This window comes from Roseomonas sp. CAU 1739, assembly GCF_039839775.1.
Taxonomy (GTDB): Bacteria; Pseudomonadota; Alphaproteobacteria; order Acetobacterales; family Acetobacteraceae; genus Neoroseomonas.
Genome location: NZ_JBDOQQ010000001.1, coordinates 477357 through 501954, shown reverse-complemented (window position 1 = coordinate 501954; position 24598 = coordinate 477357). Strand labels below are relative to the sequence as shown.

Below are 24598 nucleotides of genomic sequence, written 5' to 3'. Positions count from 1 at the left end.
GGAGTGACCGATGACCGAACCCGCCCCGACCACCGCCGCCGAATCGATTGCCGCTGCCTTCGCCGGCGCCGGCAGCAGGCGGATCTACGGCGTGCCGGGGGGTGGCTCGAGCTTGGACCTGATCGCCGCGGCCAAGGCGCGCGGGCTGGACTTCGTGCTGGCGCGGCATGAGACCTCGGCGGTCATCATGGCGGCAACCGAGGCGGAATTGTCGGGCACGCCGGGCGTCGCGCTGTGCACGCGCGGCCCGGGCGTCGGCAATGCGGCGAACGGCATGGCGCATGCGGCACTCGACCGGGCGCCGGTCGTGCTGCTCGCCGATGGCTTCGCCGCCGCCGAGCGCGCCTTCGCCACGCATCAGTATTTCGATCACGCGGCAATGCTCGCCCCGGTGACCAAGGCGCAGCTCTCGGTCGGCCAGATGGCGGCCGGCGAGGCCGCGACGCGGGCGATCGAAGCGGCGATGACCGCGCCGCGCGGGGCGGCGCTGATCGAATTGTCGGGCAGCGCCGCAAGGCAGCCGGCGGCCCTGCCAGCCGCCGTGGCGCGCGCTGCCCTGCCCGGCCCCGATGCTGCCGCCGTGGCCGCCGCGCGGCGCGTACTGGCGGCGGCCAAGCGTCCGGTCGTCGTGGCGGGGCTGGAAGCGGTGGACGCCGCGCCGGAACTGCGCGCTCTGGTCGCAGCATTGGGTTGCCCAGCGCTGGTCACCTACAAGGCCAAGGGCGTGATCGCCGATACCGATCCGCATTTCGCCGGCATCTTCACCTGCGGCGCGGCGGAAGGCCCGGTGCTGGACCAGGCGGATGCGGTGATCATGGTCGGCGCCGATCCGGTCGAATTCATCCCCAAGCCCTGGCGCTGGCCGGTGCCAGTGATCGAGGTGGCGACGGCGCCCCGCACCCTGCCCTATGCCGCGCCGGCGGCCGCGCTGTCGGGCGCCATCGCCCCGGCGCTGGCGGCGATCACCGAAGGTGCGCGGCATTCGGCCTGGGACGCGCAGGCGATCGCCGCGCTGCGCGAGGCCTGGCTGCTGACGCTCGCCAACGACCCGAAGCGGGGCGGCGGGATCGGACCGCAGCGGCTGGTCGAGGTCACCCAGGCCGCCTGCCGCAAGGCGGGCTTCGACCCGCGCGTGGCGGTCGATGCCGGGGCGCACATGTTCCCCGCCACCACCTTCTGGCAATGCGCGCGGCCGGGCGACCTGCTGATCTCGAACGGCTTGGCGACGATGGGCTTCGCGCTGCCGGCGGCGATCGCGGCGGCGCTGCATGATCCCGCCCGCGGGGCGATCGCCTTCACCGGGGATGGCGGGCTGCTGATGGGGCTCGGTGAATTGGCAACGGCCGCGGTGCTTGGCGTGAAGCTGGTGGTGGTGGCGTTCAACGACGCGACGCTCTCGCTGATCGACATCAAGAAGGACAGCCGCGATCTGCCGGATGGCGCGCTGGGCTGGCCGCGCGCCGACCTGGCCGCCGCAATGCGGTCGATGGGCGGGCTGGGGCTGACGGCGAATACCGAGGCCGAGCTCGCCGAGGCGATGGCCACCGCCTGCGCCGCGACGGGTCCAGTGCTGATCGACGTCGCCGTCGATCCCTCCGGCTATCCCGCGCAGATCAAGGCGCTGCGGGGATGATCAATCGCCGCGGCCTCGCCCTCCTGCCCGCACTGCTGCTGCCCGCCCGCGCTGCGCGCGCCGTGGAGGAAGCCGCGGCGGTTCGCTCCCTGTTCATCGGCCCCGGGGATGGCCGAAGCGGCGGGTCGCCGTCCTGCTCGGGTTTCGGCGCCTGGGGGCCGGAGGCGGAGGGCCTGTCCGTCGTCGCGGTGCCGGTGGATGACGCGCTGCGCGTCTCGCTGATGCATGACGGCGCGAATGGCGCGCCCGAGACCGTCGCCGGCCCGGTGGAACTGGACCCCATCACCATCGACCCCTGGTGGGCCTGCCGGATCGATGTGGACCGGCTCGCCCCGCTAGGCGGGCGGGCGGTGATCGCGCTGCGGATCCACAATTCCTACACATCGACCGGGCGTAGCACCTCGACTGAGGCGTTGCATCTGTTGCTGCGTGATGGCGCGACGCTTCGGCCGGCCTTCGGCAGCCTGCTGTCGGCCGCACACAGCGAGGAAGGCCCGCGCGGGCGACGCATCGGCTGGCAGCGCCGCTGGGTGGTGGTGCCGGTCGGACGCGGCCGCGACGGCATGCCGAACCTCGAAGTGCGCGACCGCCGCAACAATGCCGTGGTCAGTCGCCACCGTTGGGACGGTGCGGGCTACGCGCCGCCGGTCTTCGACCGCACGCCCCCGCTCGGTCCGGGCTGAAGCGTGATCGCCGCGGGCGGAAGCACCGGAGGCGCGAATCACACGATCAGACAACGGCATGGAGCAGTCGGCGTGAGCGAAGGCGAACGGATCCTGCTCCGGGGTGCGTCCTGGCGGGTTCCACCCCCGCCTGGACGCGCGCCACCCGTTACAGCGCCGGCATGCGGGCGTGCCAATCGGTGTCGCGCTGATAGGCATCGGCGACCATCAGCGCGCGCCCCTCGCCGAAGGGCCGCGCCGAGAGTTGCATCCCCATCGGCAGGCCGCGATCGTCGAAGCCCATCGGGATGCTGACGGTCGGCAGGCCAAGGTAGTTGAACGGCCGCGTATTCGCCGAGACCGCCATGTGCCGTGCCCAATTGGCTTCGGCATCGGTGTCGATATCGGTTTCCGCCAGCGTCGGCACGCGCATGCGCAGCGTCGGCGTGGCGACGATATCGTGGTCGCTGAAGGCCTCCTTGCAGAATTGCCGCAGCAGCGCGCCGCGGCGCGACAGCGCCTCCAGGTAATAGGTGCCGGGAATGGCATAGCCGCCGAACAACCGGCCGGAGAGATGGATGGCGTAGTCGGCGGCGTGCTCGCGCATCCAGTTGGCGTGGATGGTCGCACCCTCGATGCGGCTGACCACCGCGACATAGGTGCCGATGGCGCGCAGCGAAGGGCAGGCGAGGTAGTCGACGCTCGCACCGCGCGCCTTCAGCACATCGAGCGCGGCCTCGAAGCCGGTCATCACGATGTCGTCGGCGTTGTCGAAGAACCATTCATGCGGCACTGCGATGCGCAGGCCGCGCAGGTCGCCGGTCAATGCGGCCTCATAGTCCGGCACGGCTTCCGGCGCGGCGGTCGGGTCGATGCCGTCGCTGCCCGAGATCACCGTCATGATGCGCGCCGCGTCGCGCGCGGTGCGCGTCAGCGGCCCGACATTGTCCATCGAGAAGGATAGCGGCATGACCCCGGTGCGCGGCACGCGCGTCTGCGTGCCCTTGATGCCGGTGACGCCGCAGATGCCCGCGGGCAGGCGGATCGAACCGCCGGTGTCCGACCCCAGCGCGGCGGCGAAGAAGCGCGCGGCCACACCCGCACCCGAACCCGACGACGACCCGCCCGTGCAATAGGGCAGGTTCCACGGATTGTGGCAGTCGCCGAAATGCGCGTTGTGGCCGGTCGGGTTCTGCGCAAACTCCGCCATGTTCAACGTGCCCATGTCGATGGCACCGGCTGCATCCAGGCGTCGCAATGCGGTCGCGGTCACGCTCGGCACGAAGTCGCGGCGGATCTTCGACCCGCAGGTGCTGACGCGGCCGGCGCGGTAGTACATGTCCTTGTGCATCATCGGCACGCCGGACAGCGTGCCGAGGGCCGCACCAGCCGCGCGCGCCCTGTCCTGCGCCGCCGCCACTTCCAGCGCGGCGTCGCGGTCCAGGCGGATGACGCTGTTCACCTTCACGTCATGCGCATCGATGCGCGCCAGGCAGGCGGAAACCATCGCCTCGGCGCTCGCCTCGCCGCGGGCGAAGGCGTCCGTGGCCTCGGTGACCGACAGCGTCGCGAGGTCAGTCATGCGCCCTTCTCCGCTTCGTCGCGCAAGGCCGCCTCGAAGGACGACGGTTCATCCTCGAACACCAGCGTGCCACGCAGCGCCTCGAATTCCCGGATCAGCGCCGGGAGATCGTCGAGGCTCCGCCGGCCGGCCGCATTGGGGCATTCCACGCCGGACCAGAGGCGGATCGCCGCCAGGGTCGGAGGAACGGGTTCGCTCGCCATTCTGTCACTGCTCCTGAATCGCCAGGCCGCATCCTGGGCATGGCAGGGCCGGGATTTGCAAACCCCGTGCCCGGCTGGCAGCGTCGCTCCCACCGCCGCCGGTCGCCTGGCCCGGCCCGTCCGGCGCAACGAAACGAGGAAACGACGCCGATGAAGATCGTGGATGTGCGCGCCTTCCCAACCTCCTTCCCGCTGCCGCCGGGCGGGCCGCGCCTGGGCATCGGCCAGGCGGTCAAGCGCGACGCGGTAATGGTGAAGGTCACCACCGAGGACGGCATCGTCGGCTGGGGCGAGGCCCATCACGGCCGCGCGCATACCGCCATCGCCACGCTGATCCAGACCACGCTGCGGCAGCTGGTGCTGGGCATGAATGCGTTCGACACCACCGGCATCAATGCGCGCATCTACAAGTACCAATTGGCATCCCACGGCATGGGCGCGGGCTGCGCCATGGCGATGTCGGGCATCGACATGGCGATCTGGGATGCGAAGGCGAAGGCGCTGAACCTGCCGCTGTACAAGCTGCTCGGCGGGGCGGCGCGGCCGGTGCCGGCCTATGCCGGCGGGGTTGCCCTCGGCTACCAGCCGCCTGCGCAGCTGATCGACGAGGCCGCCCCGCATATGGAGGCCGGCTATACCGCGGTGAAGCTGCGCGTCGGCGATACGGTGAAGGACGACGTGGCACGCATGGAGGCGGTGCGCGACGCCTTCGGCAAGGACCTGACGATCCTGACCGACGCCAATATCGGCTATTCCATCGACCAGGTGCGCCAGGTGATGCCGGAGATGGACCGGCTGAACATCGGCTGGCTGGAGGAACCCTTCCCCGCGCACGACCACCATTCCTATTCCCAGGCGCGCGGCTATGGATCAACGCCGCTGGCAGCGGGGGAAAACCACTTCACGCGCTACGAATTCACCCGCGTGCTGGAAGACGGCGTCATCACGATCTGGCAGCCGGACCTGTCGAAATGCGGCGGCATCACCGAGGCGCTGCGCATCGCCGGCATGGCATCCGCCTTCAAGATCCCGATCCATCCGCATTCGTCGATGACGGGGGTGAATCAGGCGGCGTCGATTCACTTCCTCGCGGCCATCGAGAATGGCGGGTATTTCGAAGCCGACATCTCGCGGGCCAACCGCTTCCGCGACGAACTCGGCAGCGAGCCGTGGAAGATCGGCGCCGACGGCCATGTCCGCCCGAACGAGACGCCGGGCATCGGGGTCGAGGTGGATGAGGCGTTCCTGACCGCCTACCCGGCGATCGAAGGGCCTGGCTACGTGTAGGGCTGAGCCCGAACGGGAACATGCGGCGGAGTGGGCGGCGATGCCCGCTCGTGTGGCGGCCTGGCGCGCTGGCGGGGATCCAGGGCGACAGCAGGGCGCGCCTGCGCGGATACCTATGAGGTGGTTGCGCCGCGCCGGTTGGACATGCTTCAGCCCGGCCGGCCCCGCAGCGCGGCAAGCACGATAGGTTCCCACTTTTCGCGCTCGGCGGCGCCTCGCTGCGCAAATTCCTCGGGGGTGGAGGGCAGCGGCGACATGCCCTCGCGCGCGAAGGCCGCGACCACGTCGGTATCCGCCGCCGCGGCATTGATCGACCGGTTCAGGCGCAGGATCGTCGCCGGCGGGGTGCCTGGCGTCGTCATCACTGCGAACCAACCGCTGACCAGGAAATCGCGATGGCCAAGTTCCACCATCGTCGGCACATCGGGGATCATCGCCAGTCGCTGCGGCGTCGGCACCGCCAGGGCGCGCACCTTCCCGGCGCGTATCTGCGGCAGGGCGGTCGGCGTGGTGGCGAAGCAATAGTCGATCCGCCCGGCGATGAGTTCCATCACCGCCGGCGCGCCGCCGCGGAACGGCACGGCGATGGTGGACAGCCCGGCATCCTTGTCGAGCAGCAGGGAGGCGAGCCAGGGGCTCGACCCGACACCGGGATGCGCCCAGCTCAATTCGCCGGGCCGCGCGCGGGCGGCGGCAATGAGTTCCTCCACATTCCGCCAGGGCCGGTCGGCCGGCGTGATCAGGATCGTCATGACATCGGCGACCAGCGACACCGGCGCGAGGTCGTTCATCGGCTTGATCGGGAAGTTCGGCTCGCTGATCGCGTTGATGATGATCGCGCCCATGTTGCCGGTGGTGACGGTGGTGCCGTCCGGCACCGCGCGCATCACGGGGTCGAAGACCAGCATGCCGCCGCCGCCGCCGCGATTCTCCACCACCACCGCCTGGCCGAGACGTGCGGCCATGCCCGGGGCGATCAGCCGCGCCGTCAGATCCTGCGAACCGCCGGGGGCGGAACCGACCAGCATGCGGATGGGCCGGGTGGATGTCGGCTCGGCGGCCCGCAGCGCAGCAGGGGCGGGCAGTGCCAGGGCGGCGCCGGCCAACAGGCGTCGCGTGATCATGGTGTCCTCCGCGGCCGACGTAATGCGGCATGGCTGCGACCGGCGCGCCTGACGATGCGTGCGACCGACCGATCGGTCGATTAGACGACCGCCGTCGCGTCCGGCGCAAGCGTCAAGGGCCGGACGGCACCGGGGTCAGCCCCCGACCGTCGCACCAGTCCCGCCACATCGCCCGGAAGGCCGCCTCCAGCCCGCGCGCATACGCCGTCCTGTCGCCAAGCGTGCCGAGGCCAAGACGCGCGCGCACCGCCGCCAGCCCCTGCGGGTCCTGCGCGCGGCGCACCGCCTGGGCGATGTAGTCACCCTCATCCGCCGCGATCCAGTCGGGGATTCCGGCGGCGCTCAGCAGGGTCTCGCCGTTGCGGGACATCATGCCGCCGCGCCCCCGCAGGGTCAGGGTCGGCACGCCCGCATGGATGGCCTCGGCGGTGGTGGTGCCGCCGGGGAAGGGAAACGGGTCGAGCATGAAATCGACCCCGGCATAGCGCGCGAAGTAGTCCGGGTAGGGACTCTGCCCTTCCAGATCGAGGCGCGCCACATCGCCCCCGCAGGCCGCGAAGCGCGCACGGATGGCCTCCGCCGCCTCGGCTTCGCCGTATGGCCGCGCCTTCAGCAGCAGGCGCGCGGCGGGCAGCGCGGCGAGGATGCGCGCCCAGGCGGCCAGCACGCCGTCATGCAGTTTGGTCGGCGGATTGAAGCAGGCCAGCACGGGATGGCCACGCGCCAGCATCGGCGGCGGGCTGCGACTCACCGGGAAGGCCGGTGGCGCGAAGCACAGGTAGCAGCCGGGCAGCCGCATCACCCGTTCGACATACAGCGCCTCCTCGCCGGGCGGCACGCAGGCGGCATCGCCGATGATCCAGTCCACGGCCGCTGAGCCGGTGCTGTTCGCATAGCCGATCCAGGCGGCCTGCACCGGTGCGGCACGATGATCCAGCACCGGCAGGCGCGTGCCCTGGGTATGGCCCGATAGGTCGACCAGGATGTCGATGCCATCGGCGCGGATCGCCGCTGCCGCCGCGGCATCGGGCAGATGATGCACCGGGCGCCAGCCATCGAGCAGCCCGCGCAGATGCGCGGTCATGCCATCCGTGGTTGCCTGGTTGGCGTAGGCGATGACCTCGAAGCCGCGCCGGTCGAGCGCGGCGAGCGGTGCGGCGAGGAAGCGCCCCACCGGATGGGATCGGAAATCGGCCGAGAGCAGTCCGATGCGCAGCCGCCGGTCCGGGTCGCGGCGGTTCGCGAAGGGGGGTGCGGCGCGCGGCGGGAAGTGTTCGCCATAGGCGCGGTGTTCCCGTGCCACGGCCTCGGCCGTCACGCCGGGCGCATAGTTCAGCAACAGCAGCAGGTTGTGCCAGGCCGGCCGGCAGAACGGGTCCTGCGCGATGGCGCTGCGATGTACCGCCTCGGCTTCCGCCCAGCGCCCGGCCTGATGCAGGGCGACGCCGAGATTGACCTTCACATCGGCACGATGGGCGAGTGCCGCGACCACGGCCGCGAAATGCCCGGCCGCCTCATTCGGCCGGCCGAGCGCCATCATCACGCCGGCGAGGTCGTTGCGCAGCACGGCATCGTCCGGCGCGGCGGTGTGGGCGGCCAGCAGATGCGGCAGGGCAAGGTCGGGCCGGTTGGCGCGCGACCAGGCGCGGCCGGCCGCACTTCGCAACCCCTCCCCGGCGCCGGCGGCGATGGCGGCTTCGAAGACCTCGGCCGCCTCCGCCGCGCGCGTGGCGGCCTGCAGCAGTTCCGCGAGGTTCTGCGCCGCGCGGACATAGTCCGGACGCTGCGCCAGGGCGGCGCGGAAGGCCGCCTCGGCGCGCGCCGCGTTGCCGGCGTCACGCCAGGCGACGCCGAGGTTGTTGCGCAATTCCGGCGCATCCGCCCCGGCGGCAATGGCCGCATCATAGGCGGCGGCCGCGGCGGCGGCGCGGCCGCCCCGCTGATGCGCGGCGGCAGCCTCGATCAAGGCGGCGGCCGTCACCCCGCGATGGCGTAGGCCGGGCGACGCGGATCGGCGCCGGCGCGCACGAGGCCGGCGACGGGGTCAGACATCACCGCCTCCACGCTGCCGGCGAGCCAGGTGATGTCAGGCCAGGCGACCACCTCATGCCCGCGCGAGGTCAGGTCGTCGCGCACGGCTTGCGGCACGCGGCCTTCCACGGCGATGCGGCCGGGGAAATAGTCGAAGGGCGCGAAGGAGGAGGGGAAGGCATAGGAGGCGATGCGCGGCGCCTCGATCGCGTCCTGCAGCTCCATGCCGAAGTGGAAGACGTTCAGCATGACCTGCAGCATGGCCTGGATCTGCACGTCGCCGCCCGGCGTGCCGAATGGCATGACGCCGCCATCTTCCGTCACCAGCATCGCCGGGTTGGGTGTCAGGCGCGGACGCTTGCCGGGTGCCACGCCCGAGGGATGCGCCGGGTCGGGACGCGACTGGCTGCCACGGTTGGACGGGATTAGCCCAAGACCCGGCACCACCGGGGAATTCCACGATCCGTCGGACGGCGTCGCGCTGAACGCATTGCCCCAGCGATCGACCACGGCGACGTAGGAGGTATCGGCCTCGACCTTCGGCAGGTCGGCGCGCCGCGGGCCATCGGCCGGCGTGCCGCGGCCGAGCAGCGGCTCATACATCGACGGATGCGCGCGCTCAGGGTCGATCTGGCGCAGGCGGGCGTCGAGATGATCCGGCGAGAGCAGCCCATCCAGCGGCACCTGGGTGAACAGCGGATCGCCAAAATGGTATTCGCGGTCGGCCATGGCCGCCTTCACGCACTCGGTCAGCAGGTGCAGGTAGTCGGCGGAATTATGCGCCATGCCGGAGAAGCCGGCGCGTTCCATCAGCAGCAAAGCCTGGGCGAGTGCCGGGCCCTGGCACCACGGGCCGCAGGTCAGCAGCGTGTGGCCGCGCCAGGGCTTGGCGACGGCGGGTTCCAGGCGGGACCGGAAGCCTTCCATGTCCTCCATGGACAGGAAGCCGCCCTCGGCCTGGATGAACTTCACGATCTCCCGCGCGATGTCGCCGCGGTAGAAGGCGGCATGCGCGGCGGCGAGGCCGGCCATGCGCCCGCCCTTCGCGGCGGCGCGCCGCTCCTCCTCGACCATGTAGGACAGCGTGCGGGCGAGGTCGGATTGCACGAAGCGGTCGCCGACCTTCGGCGGGGCGCCGTTCGGCAGGAAGATCGCGGCGTTGGAGGGATACCGCTGGTAATCCGCGAGATGCAGCGCGACCGTCTCGGCCAGCAGCGGAAAGACGGCGAAGCCTTCGCCCGCATAGCGGATGGCGTATTGCGCGACGTCGCCGAAGCTCATGGTGCCGTGGCGTTCCAGCGCAGTGATCCAGGCGTCGGGGGCGGCCGGCACCACCGTGCGACGCACCCCGTTCGGGATCTTGCCGCCATGTTCGCGCATGAAGACGTCGGGCGGCAGCGAACGCGGCCAATGGCCGAGGCCGGCGATGGTCTCGACCGTGCCATCCGCCATCCGGATCATGATTGGCGCGACGCCGGCGACATTCACCAGGTCCGGCAGCAGCACGCCAAGCGCCATGCCGGCCGCGCAGCCGGCATCGATGGCATTGCCACCGGCTTCCAGGACCGCGGCACCGGCCGAGGCGGCGAGATAGTGCCCGGCCGAGACGGCATGGCGGGGACCGGAAAGCGTGGGGCGGCTGCTGGCCATGGCGTCGGGCCTCCTTCTGACCGGCGAAGCCTCGGCGCGCTGCGGCCATGCGTCAACGGCGGCTTGGCGCCAGGCGCGCGCGCGGCAAGGATGCGCCCCGCCTTACAAAGGGAGAACCGCCATGGCCGAACCCGTCCTGCTGTCGATCGATGATCGCGGCATCGCCACTGCCACGCTCAACAAGCCCGCCAAGGGCAATGCCTATGACGAGAACCTGCTCGGCGCGCTGATCGCCGGGCTCGACACGCTGCGCGATGACGACGCGGTGCGGGCGCTGGTGATCCGCGGCGCGGGCAAGCACTTCCAGGCCGGCGCCGACCTCGACTGGCTGGCCGTGGCGGCGACCTACGGCCCGGAACAGGCCTATGCGGCGTCGATGGCGACGACCACGGCGATGCAGAAGTTGAACGAATTTCCCAAGCCGACCTTCGCCCTGGTGCATGGCGCCTGCTTCGGCGGCGGCTGCGGCGTGGTGTGCTGCGTGGATGTGGCGATCGCCACGCCCGACGCCATCTTCGGCCTGACCGAGGTGCGCGTCGGCGTCGCCCCCACCCCCATCAGCACCCACATGGTCCATGCCATGGGGCTGCGCCACACCCGCCGCTATGCGCTGACCGGCGAACGCTTCGACGCCGCCGAGGCGCTGCGCATCGGCCTGGTGCATGAGGTGGTTGAGGCCGGCCGCGCGGATGCGCGACTCGCCGAGGTGATCGACCAGACGATGCTCTCCTCCCCGTCGGCCATCGCTATGACCAAGGATTCGTTCCTGGGCGCCAACGGATTGAAGCTCTCGGCGCGGGAGATGTCGCTGCTCGCGCATGAATCCTGGATGCAGCGCGCCTCGGCCGAGGGCAAGGAAGGCCTCGCGGCCTTCCGCGAAAAGCGCCGCCCGGCCTGGTATCGCTGAAGCCGGCGGGCGCGGTCCGGCGGGGCCGCGCCCGGCGCAGGTCAGGGATGACCGGGCAGGTTGTCGCCCCGCCTGTCATCGAACCATCATAAAACTGCAATCGGGAGGTCTTTCACCCCGCCTAGAAGCCCGGGCGTCGGCGCTTCCCCGCGGAGCGCCACTGTAACACGTACGGAGTGACGCAGATGAACAGGCGGTCCATCCTTCTCGGCGCCGGCGCGATGCTGGCCCTTCCCCTCGCCGCCCGCGCCCAGGGCGCCCAGATCACCGGCGCCGGCGCGTCCTTCCCCAACCCGATCTACCAGAAGTGGGCCGAGGCGGCCCGCACGGCGATCGGGATGCAGGTGAACTACCAGTCGGTCGGCTCGGGCGCGGGGATCAACCAGATCCGCAACCGCACGGTCGATTTCGGCGCGACCGACGCGCCGCTGACCGCCCAGCAACTGACCGAGGGCAACCTGCTGCAGTTCCCGACGGTGATGGGCTCGGTGGTGCCGATCATCAACGTGCCGGGCATCGAGAACGAGCAGCTGAAGCTGACCGGCGACGTGCTGGCCGAGATCTTCCTCGGCAAGATCAACCGCTGGAACGACGCCAAGATCACCGCGCTGAACCCGGGCGTGACGCTGCCCGCGCTGGCCATCGCGCCGGTCTATCGCGCGGACGGGTCGGGCACGACCTTCGTGTTCACCTCCTACCTCGCGGCGGTGTCGGCCGATTGGCGCGGCGGGCCGGGCTCGGCGACCTCGGTGCGCTGGCCGGTCGGCAACGGCGCGCGCGGCAATGAGGGTGTCGCGGGCGGCGTGCGCAACACGCGCGGCGGCATCGGCTATGTCGAGAACGCCTATGCCAGCCGCAACAACCTGATCACCACGCAGCTGCGCAACAAGGACGGCAACTTCGTGAAGCCGACCATGGAGAACTTCCTCGCCGCTGCGTCCAACGCGGATTGGTCGGTGCCGGGCTTCGCGGCCGACATCATCAACCAGCCGGGGCTGAATTCCTGGCCGATCGTCTCGCCGACCTTCATCCTGCTGCCGACCAACCCGGCGGATGCGGCACGCGGCGCCAATGTTCGCAAGTTCTTCGACTGGGCCTATGCCAATGGCGACGCGATGGCCCGCGAGCTGGAATACATCCCGCTGCCGGAAGCGACCAAGACCGCCATCAGGGCGGCCTGGAACCGCCAGTTCGGCGCATGAGAACGAGGGGCCCGTGCCGCGAGGCCGGGCCCCTTCCCTTCCCTCCTGACAGGCAGATGCCGTGAGCCAGGCCGCAACCGCTTCCCCACCGATCCTCGGCCATGGCGCGCGGCGCGGTGGCAATCTCGGCGACACGATCTTCGCCCTCGCCTGCAAGGGCTCCGGCGTGCTGGTCCTGGCACTGCTGGGTGCCATCATCGTCGAGCTGTTCATCGCCGGCCTGCCGGCCTTCCGCGCCTTCGGCCCGGCCTTCATCTGGTCCACCGAATGGGATCCGGTGCAGGAGGTATTCGGCGCCGGTGTCTCCATCTATGGCACCATCGTCACCGCCGTGCTGTCGATCGCACTGGCCGTACCGCTCGCATTCGGCATCGCCTTCTACCTGACCGAACTCGCGCCCGCCTGGCTGCGCGGCCCGGTGGGCACGGCGATCGAGCTGCTGGCCGCCGTGCCGTCGATCATCTACGGCATGTGGGGCTTCTTCGTGATCGCGCCGGCCTTCGCCGCGCATATCCAGCCCTGGATCATCGACAATGTCGGCGAATGGCCGCTGATCGGCTTCCTGTTCCAGGGCGCGCCCTTCGGCACCGGTATCTTCACCGCATCCTTCATCCTGGCGATCATGATCCTGCCCTTCATCGCGGCGACGATGCGCGATGTCTTCCTGCAGGTGCCGCCGGTCTACAAGGAAAGCGCCTATGGCCTGGGGGCGACGACCTGGGAGGTGATGCGCGGCGTCGTGCTGCCCTATACCCGCATCTCGGTGGTCGGCGGCATCATGCTGGGCCTGGGGCGCGCGCTGGGCGAGACGATGGCCGTCACCTTCGTGATCGGCAACGCCAACCGCATCTCCACCTCCCTGTTCGGGCCGGGCAACACCATCGCTTCGCTGGTGGCGCTGGAATTCGGCGAAAGCGAGACCGGCAGCCTCAAGCTCGCCTCGCTGCTCGCGCTCGGCTTCATCCTGTTCGTGCTGTCCTTCATCGTCCTGGCAACCTCGCGCTACCTGCTGCGCTCGCGGCTGAAGGCCTGATCCGATGAGCCTTTCCCTCACGGCCGGATCCCTGCCCGGCCCACGCAAGGACATCGACGTCGCCGCCGCCCTCGGGCGCCGGCGCAAGCGCGCCGACCGCATCGTGCGCCTGCTGTGCGTCGCGGCGACGCTGGTCGGCCTCGCCTTCCTGGCCTCCATCCTGCTGACGCTGACCATCCGCGGCTTCACGGCGATGGGCCCCAATGTCTTCACCCGCGTCACCGCGCCGCCCGGTTCCGATGGCGGGCTGCTGAATGCCATCGTCGGCAGCCTGATCCAGGCGTCCCTCGGCACCGCCATCGGCACACCGATCGGCATGCTGGTCGGCACCTACCTCGCCGAATATGCCCGCGGGTCGAAGTTCGGCAATCTGGTGCGCTTCGTGTGCGACATCCTGCTGTCCGCGCCGTCGATCCTGGTCGGGCTGTTCGTGTACCAGATCCTGGTGCTGCCCTTCGGCGGCTTCTCGGGCTGGGCAGGCGTGGTGGCGCTGGCGATCATCGTCATCCCGGTGGTGGTGCGCACCACCGAGGACATGCTCTCCCTGATCCCGAACACGCTGCGCGAGGCGGTGATCGGGCTTGGCTCGCCCAAGTGGAAGATGATCGTCTTCGTCTGCTGGAAGTCGGCCATCTCGGGCATCATCACCGGCATCCTGCTGGCCGTCGCCCGCGTGGCGGGCGAGACGGCGCCGCTGCTGTTCACCTCGCTCGGCAACAACGCCTGGTCGGTCGACCTGTCGAAGCCGATGTCGAGCCTGCCGGTGACCATCTATTCGATGGCCGGCTCGCCCTTCGAGGACTGGATCGCGCTTGCCTGGGCCGGCGCCCTGCTGATCACGCTCGGCGTGCTCAGCCTCAACATCCTGGCGCGCAGCCTGCTGCGCGGCCGCAAGTGAGCGGAAGGAAGAACCCCATGTCCACCACGGCCGACACCGGCATCACCGAGGCGGGAAGCCAAGGCTTCGGGGGCGTCCAGGCGCGCTCCGGCGCGGCGATCAACGCGCCGCGCATCGCCATCCAGAACCTTGAATTCTTCTACGGCGACAACCGCGCGCTGAAGGGGATCGACTTCAACATCCCCGACCGCCAGGTGACCGGCATGATCGGCCCGTCGGGTTGCGGCAAGTCCACTCTGCTGCGCGTGCTGAACCGGATGTACAGCCTGTATCCCGGCCAGCGCGCTACCGGGGAGGTCATGCTCGACGGCGTGAACGTCATCGCCCCCGATGCAGACCTGAATGCCCTGCGCGCGAAGGTCGGCATGGTGTTCCAGAAGCCGACGCCCTTCCCGATGACGATCTACGACAACATCGCCTTCGGCATCCGCCTGCATGAGAAGCTGTCGCGCAGCCAGATGGACGAACGCATCGAATGGGCGCTGACCCGCGCGGCGATCTGGGACGAGGTGAAGGACCGGCTCGATGCCTCCGCCCTCGGCCTGTCGGGCGGCCAGCAGCAGCGGCTGTGCATCGCGCGCACCATCGCGGTGCGCCCCGAGGTCATCCTGTTCGACGAACCGACATCAGCGCTCGACCCGATCTCCACGCTGAAGATCGAGGAGCTGATCGACGAGTTGAAGCGCGACTTCACCATCGTGATCGTGACGCACAACATGCAGCAGGCGGCGCGCTGCGCCGACCAGGTGGCATTCTTCTACCTCGGCGAGCTGATCGAGGTGGCACCCGCGGCGCAGATGTTCACCGCGCCCAGGCACGCCAAGACCCAGGAATACATCACCGGCCGCTTCGGCTGAGCGGCGGGAGGACCAACGACATGGCCAATGAACACATCGTGCGTTCGTATGACGAGGAACTGCGGCGGCTGCGCGACATGGTCGCGCGCATGGGCGGGCTTGCGGAACGCCAGGTGGCGGATGCGACGCGCGCCCTGGTGCGCCGCGACACCGACCTCGCGACCGAGGTGGTCGGCCGCGACATCCAGATCGACGCGCTGGAACGCGAGATCGAGAGCTTCTGCGTCCGCCTGCTCGCCCTGCGCCAGCCCATGGCGCAGGATCTGCGCGTCATCATCGCGGCGATGAAGGCGTCGAACGACCTCGAGCGCATCGGGGATTACGCGCGCAATGCGGCCAAGCGCGCCATCGTGCTCGCCTCCCTGCCCTCGATCGGCAGCCTTAACGGCTTCGAGCGCATGACGCACCTGGTGCAGGAAAACCTGAAGGCGGCGATGGATGCCTTCGTGAACAGCGACGCCGAGGCGGCGCAGCGCGTCTGGGAAGCCGACGAGCCGATCGATGCGATCTACAACGGCATCTTCCGGGAGCTGCTGACCTTCATGATGGAGGATCCGCGCAACATCTCGGCGGCGACGCACATGCTGTTCATCGCCAAGAACCTGGAACGCATCGGCGACCACACCACCAACATCGCCGAGCGCATCTTCTACGCCGTGCGCGGCGACACCCTGCCCGAGGACCGCCCCAAGGCCGACCAGTCGGCCTATGCGGTCGTCCGCCCCGCCGGAGAATAGCCACGATGGCCGAGGCCTATTCCACTCTCGCCAAGCCCACCATCCTGGTGGTCGAGGACGAGGCCGCGCTGATGACCCTGCTGCGCTACAACCTCGAGAAGCAGGGCTTCAAGGTCGACGAGGCGGCCGACGGCCAGGAGGCGCTGCTGCGCGTCGCCGAAGCGCGGCCGGACCTCGTGCTGCTCGACTGGATGCTGCCTGCGCTGTCGGGCATCGAGGTCTGCCGCCAATTGCGCCGCCGGCCCAATACGCGCGACCTGCCGATCATCATGGTCACGGCGCGCACCGAGGACCAGGACGCGGTCCGCGCGCTGGATACCGGTGCCGATGACTACATCGCCAAGCCCTTCGTGATGGACGCGCTGCTGGCGCGCATCCGCGCCTTGCTGCGCCGGTCGGGCGGGGCGGCGACGAAGGGCGTGCTGACCTATCGCGACCTGAGCATGGACCAGGATTCGCACCGGGTCTCGCGCGGCGGGCGCGCCCTGCATCTTGGGCCGACGGAGTACCGGCTGCTGGAATTCTTCCTGCAGCATCCGGGACGCGTCTTCACGCGCGAACAGATGCTGGATGCGGTCTGGGGGCGCGACATCCATGTCGAGCCACGCACGGTGGATGTGCATATCCGCCGGCTGCGCAAGGCGATCAATGGCGAGCACGAGGTGGATCTGATCCGCACGGTGCGCTCGGCGGGGTATGCGCTGGACGCGGAAGATCACTGAAGCGCCCTGGATTGACCTTCAATGGCGGGCGCCGGCTGTCCTTCGCGCCATGCACCGGGGCGACCGGTCACTTGGGCGCGCTCGGCCTCGCGGCAATGCCGCGCCCCGGTAACCGGCGCCCGTTACCCGCGGTCCAGGGGCCCGTTGGCCCCTGATGGGGTGGTTTGGAGGGGCAAGGCCCCTCCAATCGCCCTCACCCCGGGGGCGGCAGGAACGTCACCTCGTATTCCGACGCAATACGCACCACTTCGGCTGGATCCGGCACGTTGTTGATGCGCGTGAACAGTTGATACAGCCCCTTCGCCGGGCTGACCCAGAACAGCGCCCGCACCGGCGCGCCTGACTTGTTGAAAATGCCGTGCATGATGCCGGCCGGCATGCGGATCAGGTCGCCAGTCGTGGCGGTGACCGCCTGCCCGTCCAGCACTAGGTCGAAGCGGCCGTCGAGCACGCGGATGAACTCGTCCTGGCTGCTGTGGATATGCGGCGGCACGAAGGTGCCGTCGGGGAACAGCGTGTCGAAGGCGAAGCAGGATTCGCCGTGGGCGACGGGCTTGTAGGTCTGGCCCAGGATGTTCCAGACGACGCCGTCGATCCCTTCCCCGGCGGGGGTGATGCCTGCGGTCAAAGCGGTCATGGGCTCGGTTCCTCCCTCAAACGTGAAGATAGGTGTCGCGCACTTCGGGCGCGGCCGAAAGGGCCTCGCTGGTGCCGGCCCAGACCACGCGGCCCTTCTCGATCACCACATGGCGGTCGGCCAGGCGCTGGATCGCCGCGAGGTTCTTGTCGATCAGCAGGATGGCGAGGCCCTCGGCGCGCAGCCGTGCGAGCACGGCCCAGATCTCGGCCCGGATGATCGGCGCGAGGCCCTCAGTCGCTTCATCCAGGATCAGCAGGCGCGGATTGGTCATCAGCGCGCGGCCGATCGCGAGCATCTGCTGCTCACCCCCCGACAGGCGCGACCCGAGGTTGCGCCGGCGCTCGGCCAGGCGCGGAAACAGCGCCAGCGCGGCGGGCAGCGTCCAGCGCGGCGCCCCGCCGGTGCGGTTGGCGGCCGTGGCGATCAGGTTCTCCTCGACCGTCAAGGTCGGGAAGACCTGGCGGCCTTCCGGCACCAGCCCGATGCCCCGCTGCGCGATGCGATAGGGCGGCTGGCCGGTCACATCGGTGCCTTCGAAGGCGATGCGCCCGCCCTGGGGCGCCAGCAGGCCCATCACGGCACGCACCGTGGTGGTCTTGCCCATGCCATTGCGGCCGAGCAGCGTGACGACTTCGCCCGCGCCCACCGCGAAGGTCATGCCGTGCAGCACGCGGCTGCCGCCATAGCCGGCGAGGAGGCCATCGACCGCCAGCATCAATCGTCCTCGCCAAGGTAGGCGGCGCGCACCTCGGCATTGCCGCGAATCTCCGCCACGGACCCGGTCGCGATGATGCGGCCATAGACCAGGACCGAGATGCGGTCGGCGAGTGCGAAGACCGCCTGCATGTCGTGTTCGACCAGCAGGATGGTGTAGCCGGCCTTCAGCCGGGTCAGCAGGGCGACCAGCCGCTCCGTCTCTTCCGGCCCGGCGCCGGCAAGCGGTTCGTCGAGCAGCAGCAGGCGCGGGCGCGTTGCCAGCGCGACGGCAAGTTCCAGGGCGCGCTTCTCGCCATGGGACAGCGCGCCGGCCGGCACGGCGGCGCGATCGGCGAGGCCGACGTCATCGAGCGCGGCCATCGCGGCGTCGTTCAGGCGACGTTCGGAGGATGCGGGCCTGACAAAACGGAAGGACGATCCGCTGCGCGCCTGGGCCGCCAGCGCGACATTCTCCAGCGCCGAGAAACCGGCGACGACGCTGGTGATCTGGAACGTGCGCGCCAGCCCCGCGCGCACCCGTCGCGGCAGGGACAGCCGCGTGATGTCCTGGCCGGCCAAGACAACCTGCCCCGCATCCGGCGCGACCACGCCGGTGATTTCGTGGATCAGCGTCGTCTTGCCCGCGCCGTTCGGGCCGATCACCGCATGGATCGCACCCGGCATCACATCCAGCGAGACGCCATCGGTCACGGCCAGGCCGCCATACTGCTTGCGCAGGTCGACCAGGCGCAGCAGCGGGTCAGCCATGGCGGCGCTCCACCAGGCCGGACAGGCCGCCACGCATCAGCAGGACGGAGATCACCAGCAGCGGCCCGAAAATCATGCGCCAATGCGGCGTGATCTCAGCGAGCCAGGTCTCCAGCAGCACGAAGACCACGGCGCCGAGCATCGCCCCCCACAACCGGCCAGCACCGCCGAGGATCACCATGAACAGCAACTCCCCGGAGCGCTGCCAGGACAACATGGCGGGGGAGACGAACTCGGTCGCATTCGCGAGCAGCACGCCGGCCACGCCGCCCAGCCCCCCCGCGATGCCGAAGCCCACCAGGCGGAAGGGATAGGGCGCGAGGCCCATCGCCTCGACGCGCTGCGCGTTCTGCCGCGCCGCGCGCAGCACGCGGCCGAAGCGCGAGGCGAGCAACATGGCGCAGCCCGCCCAGGTCAGCGCCAGCGCGCCAAGGCAGATGACGTGGAAGACGAGGCGATTCTCGAGCAGCCGCGTGCCCGCGACCTCGGTCCGGCTGTACAGCGTGTAGCCGTCATCGCCGCCATAGGCCGAGAGCGAGGACGCGGTGAAGAAGGCCATCTGCCCGAAGGCCAGCGTGATCATGATGAAATGCACGCCACTGGTGCGGATCGCGATCGCGCCGGTGACCAGCGAGAACAGCGTCGCCGCACCGATCGCGACGGGCAGCACGCGCGCGGCGTCCGTCACGCCATGCGCGTCGAGGAGCGCCACCGCATAGGCGCCGACGCCGACGGATGCCGCATGGCCCAGGCTCGCCAACCCCGCCCCGCCGACCAGGAAGGACAGCGACACCGCCGCCATGGCCAGGATCATGATCCGCGCCATCAGGGTCATCTCGTAGGACGCCGCGAAGCCGGCGAAGGGCGCGAGCCCCAGCGCGGCCAGCACCAGCAGCGGCAGCCAGACCTCGCGCATGGATCAGCCGGCCCGGACCGGAAACAACCCCGCCGGGCGGAAGGCGAGGATCGCCGCCATCGCGACATAGACCAGCATGGAGGCGAGCGCCGCGCCGGTCTGCCGTGCCTGCGACGCATCGAGGAAAAGTCGCATCAGGTCCGGCATCAACGACTTGCCGAGCGTGTCGATCAGCCCGACCAGGAGTGCGGCCAGGAACGCCCCCCGGATCGAGCCGATGCCACCGGTCACGATGACCACGAAGGCGAGGATCAGCACGTTGTCGCCCATGCCGGGTTCGACCGAGAAGATCGGCCCGGCCAGCACGCCCGCGAAGCCTGCCAGCATGGCGCCGAAGGCGAAGACCATGGTGAACAGCCGGTTGATGTCCACGCCAAGGGCCGAGACCATCGCCGCATTGGTCGCGCCCGCACGCACCAGCATCCCCGCGCGGGTGCGTTCAACCAGCCACCACAGCCCGCCCGCCGTCGCGATGCCGGCCGCCAGCACTGCCACGCGATACAGCGGGTATTGCAGTCCGGGCATGATCTCGATCCCACCTTCAAGGATCGCGGGTATCGGCACCTGCAGGGGTGCCGCACCCCACACAAGCTTCACGCCCTGATTCAGGAACAGGATGACGCCGAAGGTCGCCAGAACCTGGGAGAGGTGATCGCGCGCATAAAGATGCCGGAACACCAGCATTTCCAGCAGCAGCCCCGCCGCCAGGGCCGCCGGCAGGGCCAGCAGCAGCCCCCACCAGAAGGACCCGGTCGCTGCCGCCAGCGACGCACCGAGATAGGCCCCCAGCATGTACTGCACGCCATGGGCGAGGTTGATGAAATCCATCACCCCGAACACCAGCGTCAGCCCGGCCGCCACGAGGAACAGCAGGATACCGAGTTGCAGGCCGTTGAGCGCCTGCACCAGCAGCAACTGGGTCGTCACGCCCGCCCCCCGGCGCACGGCCGCGGGCCAGCCGCCGCCATGGTCGGGCGCATGGCCGCCCCAACGGCTCGGCGCGCGCGGCCCGGCGCGCAAAGGACATGCCTTTGCGCGCCGGCCATCAGCGCATGCGGCATTCGGCAGCCCAGGGATCGACCGCGTTGGCGAAGACCTTACGATCGGTCTGGGTCTCGAGCTTGCCGTCGGCGCGGCGGCCGACCTTCAGCAGCCAGAAATCCTGTACCGGGTAGTGATTCTCCCCGAAGGCGAACGACCCGCGCACGGAGCGGAAATCGGCCGCCTTGATCGCCGCGCGCAGCGCATCTTTGCCGGCGAGGTTGCCGTTGACCCGCTTGATCGCCGAATCGAGCAGCATCGCCGCGTCATAGGCCTGCGCCGCATAGGTCGCCGGCACCGCATTGTGCGCGGCGATGTAGTCGGCCACGAACTTCACGTTCTGCGCGTTGGTCATGTTCGGCGCCCAGGACGCCGCCGAATAGAAGCCGAGCGCCGCATCGCCCTGCGCGGGCAGCGTCGCCTCATCCACCGTGAAGGTGGACAGGAACGGGATGTTGGCAAGCCCCGCCTGGCGATACTGCCGCACCAGGTTCACACCAAGCCCGCCGGGCATGAAGGTGAAGATGGCGTCCGGACGCGCGGCCGCGATCTTCGCCAGTTCCGCGGAGAAATCGAGCTGGGTGAGCGGGACGAAGACCTCGTCCACCACTTCCCCCTGGAACTTCGACCTGAAGCCGGCCACCGCGTCGCGGCCCGCTTGGTAGTTCGGCACCAGCACGAAGACGCGGCGATAGCCGTTGTCCTGCGCCACCTGGCCCATCACCGCATGGACCTGGTCATTGTTGTACGACGTGGTGAAGAAGTTCGGGTTGCAGCCGCGGCCAGCGAAGGTGGACGGGCCAGCATTGGTGCTGATCAGGAAGGTGCCGGATTCGGTCACCGGCCGGATGATCGCCTGCAGGATGTTCGAGAACACCACGCCGACGATGAAATCCACCTTGTCGCGTTCCAGCGCCGCGCGGACCTTGGTGACGGCGACATCGGGCTTCAGCTCGTCATCGATGACGACCGTCTCGGCGGTCAGCCCACCGAGCTTGCCGTCCAGGTGCCGAAGCCCCAGCGCGAACCCGTCCTTCAACTGGTTGCCAAGGGCTGCCTGCGGCCCCGTCTGCACCGCGACCACGCCGATCTTCACGCCACCCGCAGGCTGCGCATGAAGAATCGCGGGGGCGGCCAGCAGCGCCGTCGTTCCGCCCAGAAGCCCGCGCCGTCCGATACCGACCATGGAAACCCCCCCGTTTGCCTGGATTCCGGCCCCTGTTAAGCGCGATCCGTCAGCCCTGCGCAAGTCGCCCCGCCATGGCGGCGGCGCGGGCGACCAGCGGATGCGCCGGATCGGCGAAGGGGTCGAGCACGGTGAAGTGGTTCGCCCCCGGCAGGACCTCCTCGCTGCCGCCCCAGGCGGCGGCGAAGTCGCGGGTCTGGCGGATGAATTCGCCACTTTCCGCCCCGCCCACCACGGCGTGCAGGTCGCCCCCAGCTGGCGGCAGGAAGCGCGGCGACAGGGCGTGGGCCTCGGCGGGCGACAGGTTCAGCGCGCGGCCGAGGCTGGTGGGCAGCACGGGCTCAATCTCGAACACGCCGGAGACCGGCAGGGCCGCGCCGACCAGCCCGGCCGGCAGCGCCGGGTCGACCGCCGTCCAGTCGGTTGCCATCAGCAACGCGGCAAGGTGCCCGCCCGCCGAATGGCCCGCCACCAGCAGCCGCCGCCCGGTGCGCCGGTGCAGCATGGCGCAGGCCGCCCGCATCTGCTCGACGATCCGCCGCATCGGCACGCCGGGGCACAGGTCGTAGGACGGCACGGCAACCGCCACGCCGCGTCCCAGCAATCCGCGCGCGCAATGGCTGGCGAAGGATTTGTCGAGCGCCTGCCAATAGCCGCCATGGATGAACACGGCGAGCGGGCCGGGCATATCAGGCTCGAACAGGTCGAGTCGTTCCCGCGCGCCATCCCCATAGGGCTGGTCGAGCGTGCTGCGGGCCCAGCCGGCCCGGAACGCGGCGGCATCGCGCGCCCATCCGGCGATGATCGCGGCGCTGTCGGCCACCCGCGCGCGGTTGTTGTATTCGGCTTCCAGATCCATGCCCTGTATTGCGCATGGCGCGGCGCAAGCCGGCAAGGCAGGATCGGGTGATGCGCGTCTACCTCGCCGGCCCCGAAGTCTTCCTGCCCGACGCGCTCGAGGTCGCGGCGGCGAAGAAGCGCATCTGCGCCGCGCACGGGCTGGAGGGCGTCTTCCCGCTCGACCCGCCGCCCCGGGCGCCGCCGGCCGACCGGCCCTACTGGATGCGCATCTACCTGGGCAATGAGGCGCATATCCGGTCCTGCGGCGGGCTGATCGCCAACCTCACGCCGTTCCGCGGGCCGTCGGCCGATGCGGGGACGGTGTTCGAGCTTGGCTTCATGCGCGCGCTCGGCCGGCCGGTCATGGGCTACAGCAACGAGGCCGCCGAGTTCCTGACCCGCACCCGCGCCTTCCTCGGCGACCAGGCCCGCCCGCGCGCCGATGGCGGGTGGGAGGATGCGGAAGCGATGGGCCTCGAGGATTTCGGCCTGGCCGACAACCTGATGATCGATGGCGGGATCGAGGCGGCCGGCGGCGCGTTCGAGCGGTTCGACGCCGCCCCGATGCAGCGGTGGCGGGATTTCACTGCGTTCGAGGCGTGCTGCCGGCGGCTGAAGGCGATGGGAGAGGAACGCGGCACCGCCCCGGACCCTTTCCCGCCAAGGGGCTGAGCGCCGTCCGGCATCTCAGCCCGGTCCGGGCGCGAATGAGGCGCTCGCACCGGGTCGCGCCCCGCGAGGCAATGGGCCAAGCCGCCCGACCAGGTGCTTCCACCTGATCGCGATCCGGCTCGGAGCACGATTGGTTCACATTCGTTCGCCCATCACGCTCCAACCTATTGCCTGATCGCGTGATTCAGACCTTCGGTGCATTGGCACCTGCGGCCATCACACGCTAGCGAAGCGGTGGCGAGTACATGAGACCGCCCTGGTTCCAGAGCCGGTTCAGGCCTCGCGCCAGGCCGTAGGGTGCCGCGTTGCGCTCCCACATCTCGCCGTAATTGCCGACGGCCTTGATGGCGTTCGCCGCCCAGCGGCGATCGAGACCCAGGCCCGGCCCGATGTCGCCCTCGCCCAGAAGGCGCCGAACGTCGGTCGATGGCGCCGGGCCGGGGTTGTCGACCGTCGCGGCGGTCACGCCCTGCTGCTCCGCCCAGATCAGGGCGAACTGCGTCCAGCGCACCACGTCCAGCCATTGGTCGTCGCCCTTGCGGATCCAGGCGCCCAGCGGTTCCATGGTGATGTTCTCGGGCAGCAACAGGAAATCATCCGGCTTGGATTGCGACATGCGGAAACCGGAAAGGCCGGTCATGTCGCGGGTATAGACATCGCAGCGACCGGCCAGGAACGCGCCGATGATCTCGTTGGGGTCGTCGATGAGGATGGGCTGGAAGGTCAGCCGATTGGCCCGGAACCATTCCTGCAGGATGACCTCGGTGGTGGATCCCGGCGGTACGCAGATGGTCGCCCCGTCCAGCTGGTTCAGGCTTGTGACGCCGAGCGAGCGGCGCACCAGGAAGCCCTGCCCGCTGAAATAGTTCGCGGCGGCGAAGATCAGGCCGAGCTGGGTCTCACGCGTGGTGGTCCAGGTCGTGCTGCCGAACAACACGTCGATGTCGCCGCTCTGGACCGCGGGGAAGCGGGTCAGTCCGGTGACGGGACGAATGGTCATCTTGTTCGGATCGCCCAGGACGGCGGCGGCCAGAGCGCGACAGGAATCGACATCCATCCCGCGCCAGACCCCACGGCTGTCCGGAAGCGAGAATGGCGGATTGTTCGACTGCACGCCGCAGACCACGCTGCCGCGGGCGCGGATCGCGGCGAGCGTCGGCGACCCCTGCGCATGGGCGCCGTCACCGAACAGCAGCCCGATATTCGCAAGCAAGCCGAGCCCCAGGGCCGCCATGCCGCGCCGGGCCGATCCAGCGACGGTGCGCTGCGCGGCGCCGGCGGATGCCGGACCGGCCAGAACATTCATCATGC

24 protein-coding genes are annotated in these 24598 nt (G+C 69.9%); 11 read left to right on the top strand and 13 right to left on the bottom strand.

Translation table 11 applies throughout. From position 1 onward, the window contains the following. Positions 1 to 10 precede the first annotated feature (10 nt). Both AAFN86_RS02345 and AAFN86_RS02340 read left to right on the top strand, forming a co-directional pair. Positions 11 to 1633, top strand: a complete 1623-nt coding sequence (locus AAFN86_RS02345) for a thiamine pyrophosphate-dependent enzyme (RefSeq protein ID WP_347541597.1) — start codon at positions 11 to 13, stop codon at positions 1631 to 1633. Beyond that, on the top strand, positions 1630 to 2316 hold the full coding sequence (locus tag AAFN86_RS02340; protein ID WP_347541596.1) for a hypothetical protein: 687 nt from the start codon (positions 1630 to 1632) through the stop codon (positions 2314 to 2316). Before AAFN86_RS02345 ends, AAFN86_RS02340 begins: the two co-directional genes overlap by 4 nt. Positions 2317 to 2464: 148 nt before the next feature. Here the strand turns inward: AAFN86_RS02340 and AAFN86_RS02335 are convergent, their stop codons facing one another. After that, positions 2465 to 3877 (bottom strand): amidase, encoded by a 1413-nt coding sequence (locus AAFN86_RS02335; protein ID WP_347541595.1) that lies wholly within the window; start codon positions 3875 to 3877, stop codon positions 2465 to 2467. Then, the gene (locus AAFN86_RS02330) at positions 3874 to 4080 is read right to left on the bottom strand and encodes a hypothetical protein (protein ID WP_347541594.1); all 207 of its coding nucleotides are present in this window, start codon (positions 4078 to 4080) and stop codon (positions 3874 to 3876) included. Before AAFN86_RS02330 ends, AAFN86_RS02335 begins: the two co-directional genes overlap by 4 nt. A gap of 150 nt (positions 4081 to 4230) precedes the next feature. On the opposite strand from AAFN86_RS02330, the gene AAFN86_RS02325 reads away from it, so the two are divergent. Beyond that, entirely contained in the window at positions 4231 to 5367 is a 1137-nt protein-coding gene (locus AAFN86_RS02325) for a mandelate racemase/muconate lactonizing enzyme family protein (RefSeq protein ID WP_347541593.1), read from the top strand. A gap of 149 nt (positions 5368 to 5516) precedes the next feature. On the opposite strand, the gene AAFN86_RS02320 is transcribed toward AAFN86_RS02325, so the two are convergent. The 3 genes from AAFN86_RS02320 to AAFN86_RS02310 form a co-directional block, all read right to left on the bottom strand. Further along, positions 5517 to 6491 carry a tripartite tricarboxylate transporter substrate binding protein gene (locus AAFN86_RS02320; protein WP_347541592.1) on the bottom strand — a complete coding sequence of 325 codons (975 nt, stop codon included), beginning with the start codon at positions 6489 to 6491 and terminating at the stop codon, positions 5517 to 5519. Positions 6492 to 6603: 112 nt separating this feature from the next. Further along, a complete protein-coding gene (locus AAFN86_RS02315; protein WP_347541591.1) occupies positions 6604 to 8472 on the bottom strand; it encodes a tetratricopeptide repeat protein in 1869 nt (622 codons plus the stop codon). Continuing rightward, positions 8469 to 10172, bottom strand: coding sequence for a gamma-glutamyltransferase (locus AAFN86_RS02310; protein ID WP_347541590.1), 1704 nt, complete (start codon positions 10170 to 10172; stop codon positions 8469 to 8471). The genes AAFN86_RS02315 and AAFN86_RS02310 overlap by 4 nt, the downstream gene beginning before the upstream one ends. A gap of 121 nt (positions 10173 to 10293) precedes the next feature. On the opposite strand from AAFN86_RS02310, the gene AAFN86_RS02305 reads away from it, so the two are divergent. From AAFN86_RS02305 to phoB, 7 genes are all read left to right on the top strand, one after another. Then, on the top strand, positions 10294 to 11079 hold the full coding sequence (locus AAFN86_RS02305) for an enoyl-CoA hydratase-related protein (RefSeq protein ID WP_347541589.1): 786 nt from the start codon (positions 10294 to 10296) through the stop codon (positions 11077 to 11079). Between the two features lie 185 nt (positions 11080 to 11264). After that, positions 11265 to 12281 (top strand): phosphate ABC transporter substrate-binding protein PstS, encoded by a 1017-nt coding sequence (pstS, locus tag AAFN86_RS02300; RefSeq protein WP_347541588.1) that lies wholly within the window; start codon positions 11265 to 11267, stop codon positions 12279 to 12281. Positions 12282 to 12342: 61 nt separating this feature from the next. Beyond that, positions 12343 to 13314, top strand: coding sequence for a phosphate ABC transporter permease subunit PstC (pstC, locus tag AAFN86_RS02295; RefSeq protein WP_347541587.1), 972 nt, complete (start codon positions 12343 to 12345; stop codon positions 13312 to 13314). Positions 13315 to 13318: 4 nt separating this feature from the next. After that, positions 13319 to 14212, top strand: a complete 894-nt coding sequence (gene pstA / locus AAFN86_RS02290) for a phosphate ABC transporter permease PstA (protein WP_347541586.1) — start codon at positions 13319 to 13321, stop codon at positions 14210 to 14212. A 17-nt stretch (positions 14213 to 14229) separates the two neighbouring features. Then, positions 14230 to 15069 (top strand): phosphate ABC transporter ATP-binding protein PstB, encoded by an 840-nt coding sequence (gene pstB, locus AAFN86_RS02285; protein ID WP_347541585.1) that lies wholly within the window; start codon positions 14230 to 14232, stop codon positions 15067 to 15069. Positions 15070 to 15089: 20 nt separating this feature from the next. Further along, on the top strand, positions 15090 to 15806 hold the full coding sequence (gene phoU / locus AAFN86_RS02280) for a phosphate signaling complex protein PhoU (protein ID WP_347541584.1): 717 nt from the start codon (positions 15090 to 15092) through the stop codon (positions 15804 to 15806). 5 nt (positions 15807 to 15811) lie between these two features. Next, positions 15812 to 16528 (top strand): phosphate regulon transcriptional regulator PhoB, encoded by a 717-nt coding sequence (gene phoB, locus AAFN86_RS02275; protein WP_347541583.1) that lies wholly within the window; start codon positions 15812 to 15814, stop codon positions 16526 to 16528. Positions 16529 to 16721: 193 nt separating this feature from the next. Here phoB and AAFN86_RS02270 read toward each other — a convergent pair whose 3' ends face one another. The 7 genes from AAFN86_RS02270 to AAFN86_RS02240 all read right to left on the bottom strand — a co-directional run bounded on the left by AAFN86_RS02270 (position 16722) and on the right by AAFN86_RS02240 (position 22634). Further along, positions 16722 to 17165, bottom strand: coding sequence for a cupin domain-containing protein (locus tag AAFN86_RS02270; protein ID WP_347541582.1), 444 nt, complete (start codon positions 17163 to 17165; stop codon positions 16722 to 16724). A 16-nt stretch (positions 17166 to 17181) separates the two neighbouring features. Further along, positions 17182 to 17883 (bottom strand): ABC transporter ATP-binding protein, encoded by a 702-nt coding sequence (locus tag AAFN86_RS02265; RefSeq protein WP_347541581.1) that lies wholly within the window; start codon positions 17881 to 17883, stop codon positions 17182 to 17184. Beyond that, on the bottom strand, positions 17883 to 18632 hold the full coding sequence (locus tag AAFN86_RS02260) for an ABC transporter ATP-binding protein (protein WP_347541580.1): 750 nt from the start codon (positions 18630 to 18632) through the stop codon (positions 17883 to 17885). Before AAFN86_RS02260 ends, AAFN86_RS02265 begins: the two co-directional genes overlap by 1 nt. Continuing rightward, positions 18625 to 19548: a branched-chain amino acid ABC transporter permease gene (locus AAFN86_RS02255; RefSeq protein WP_347541579.1), complete on the bottom strand. Its 924-nt coding sequence runs from the start codon at positions 19546 to 19548 to the stop codon at positions 18625 to 18627. Before AAFN86_RS02255 ends, AAFN86_RS02260 begins: the two co-directional genes overlap by 8 nt. A gap of 3 nt (positions 19549 to 19551) precedes the next feature. Further along, positions 19552 to 20475, bottom strand: coding sequence for a branched-chain amino acid ABC transporter permease (locus AAFN86_RS02250; protein WP_347541578.1), 924 nt, complete (start codon positions 20473 to 20475; stop codon positions 19552 to 19554). Between the two features lie 118 nt (positions 20476 to 20593). Further along, a complete protein-coding gene (locus AAFN86_RS02245) occupies positions 20594 to 21775 on the bottom strand; it encodes an ABC transporter substrate-binding protein (RefSeq protein ID WP_347541577.1) in 1182 nt (393 codons plus the stop codon). Positions 21776 to 21824: 49 nt separating this feature from the next. After that, complete coding sequence (locus AAFN86_RS02240) at positions 21825 to 22634, bottom strand: alpha/beta hydrolase (protein ID WP_347541576.1); 810 nt, start codon at positions 22632 to 22634, stop codon at positions 21825 to 21827. A 50-nt stretch (positions 22635 to 22684) separates the two neighbouring features. On the opposite strand from AAFN86_RS02240, the gene AAFN86_RS02235 reads away from it, so the two are divergent. Continuing rightward, complete coding sequence (locus AAFN86_RS02235) at positions 22685 to 23287, top strand: nucleoside 2-deoxyribosyltransferase (RefSeq protein WP_347541575.1); 603 nt, start codon at positions 22685 to 22687, stop codon at positions 23285 to 23287. A gap of 223 nt (positions 23288 to 23510) precedes the next feature. Here the strand turns inward: AAFN86_RS02235 and AAFN86_RS02230 are convergent, their stop codons facing one another. After that, a complete protein-coding gene (locus tag AAFN86_RS02230; protein WP_347541574.1) occupies positions 23511 to 24596 on the bottom strand; it encodes an amino acid ABC transporter substrate-binding protein in 1086 nt (361 codons plus the stop codon). Positions 24597 to 24598: the final 2 nt, after the last annotated feature.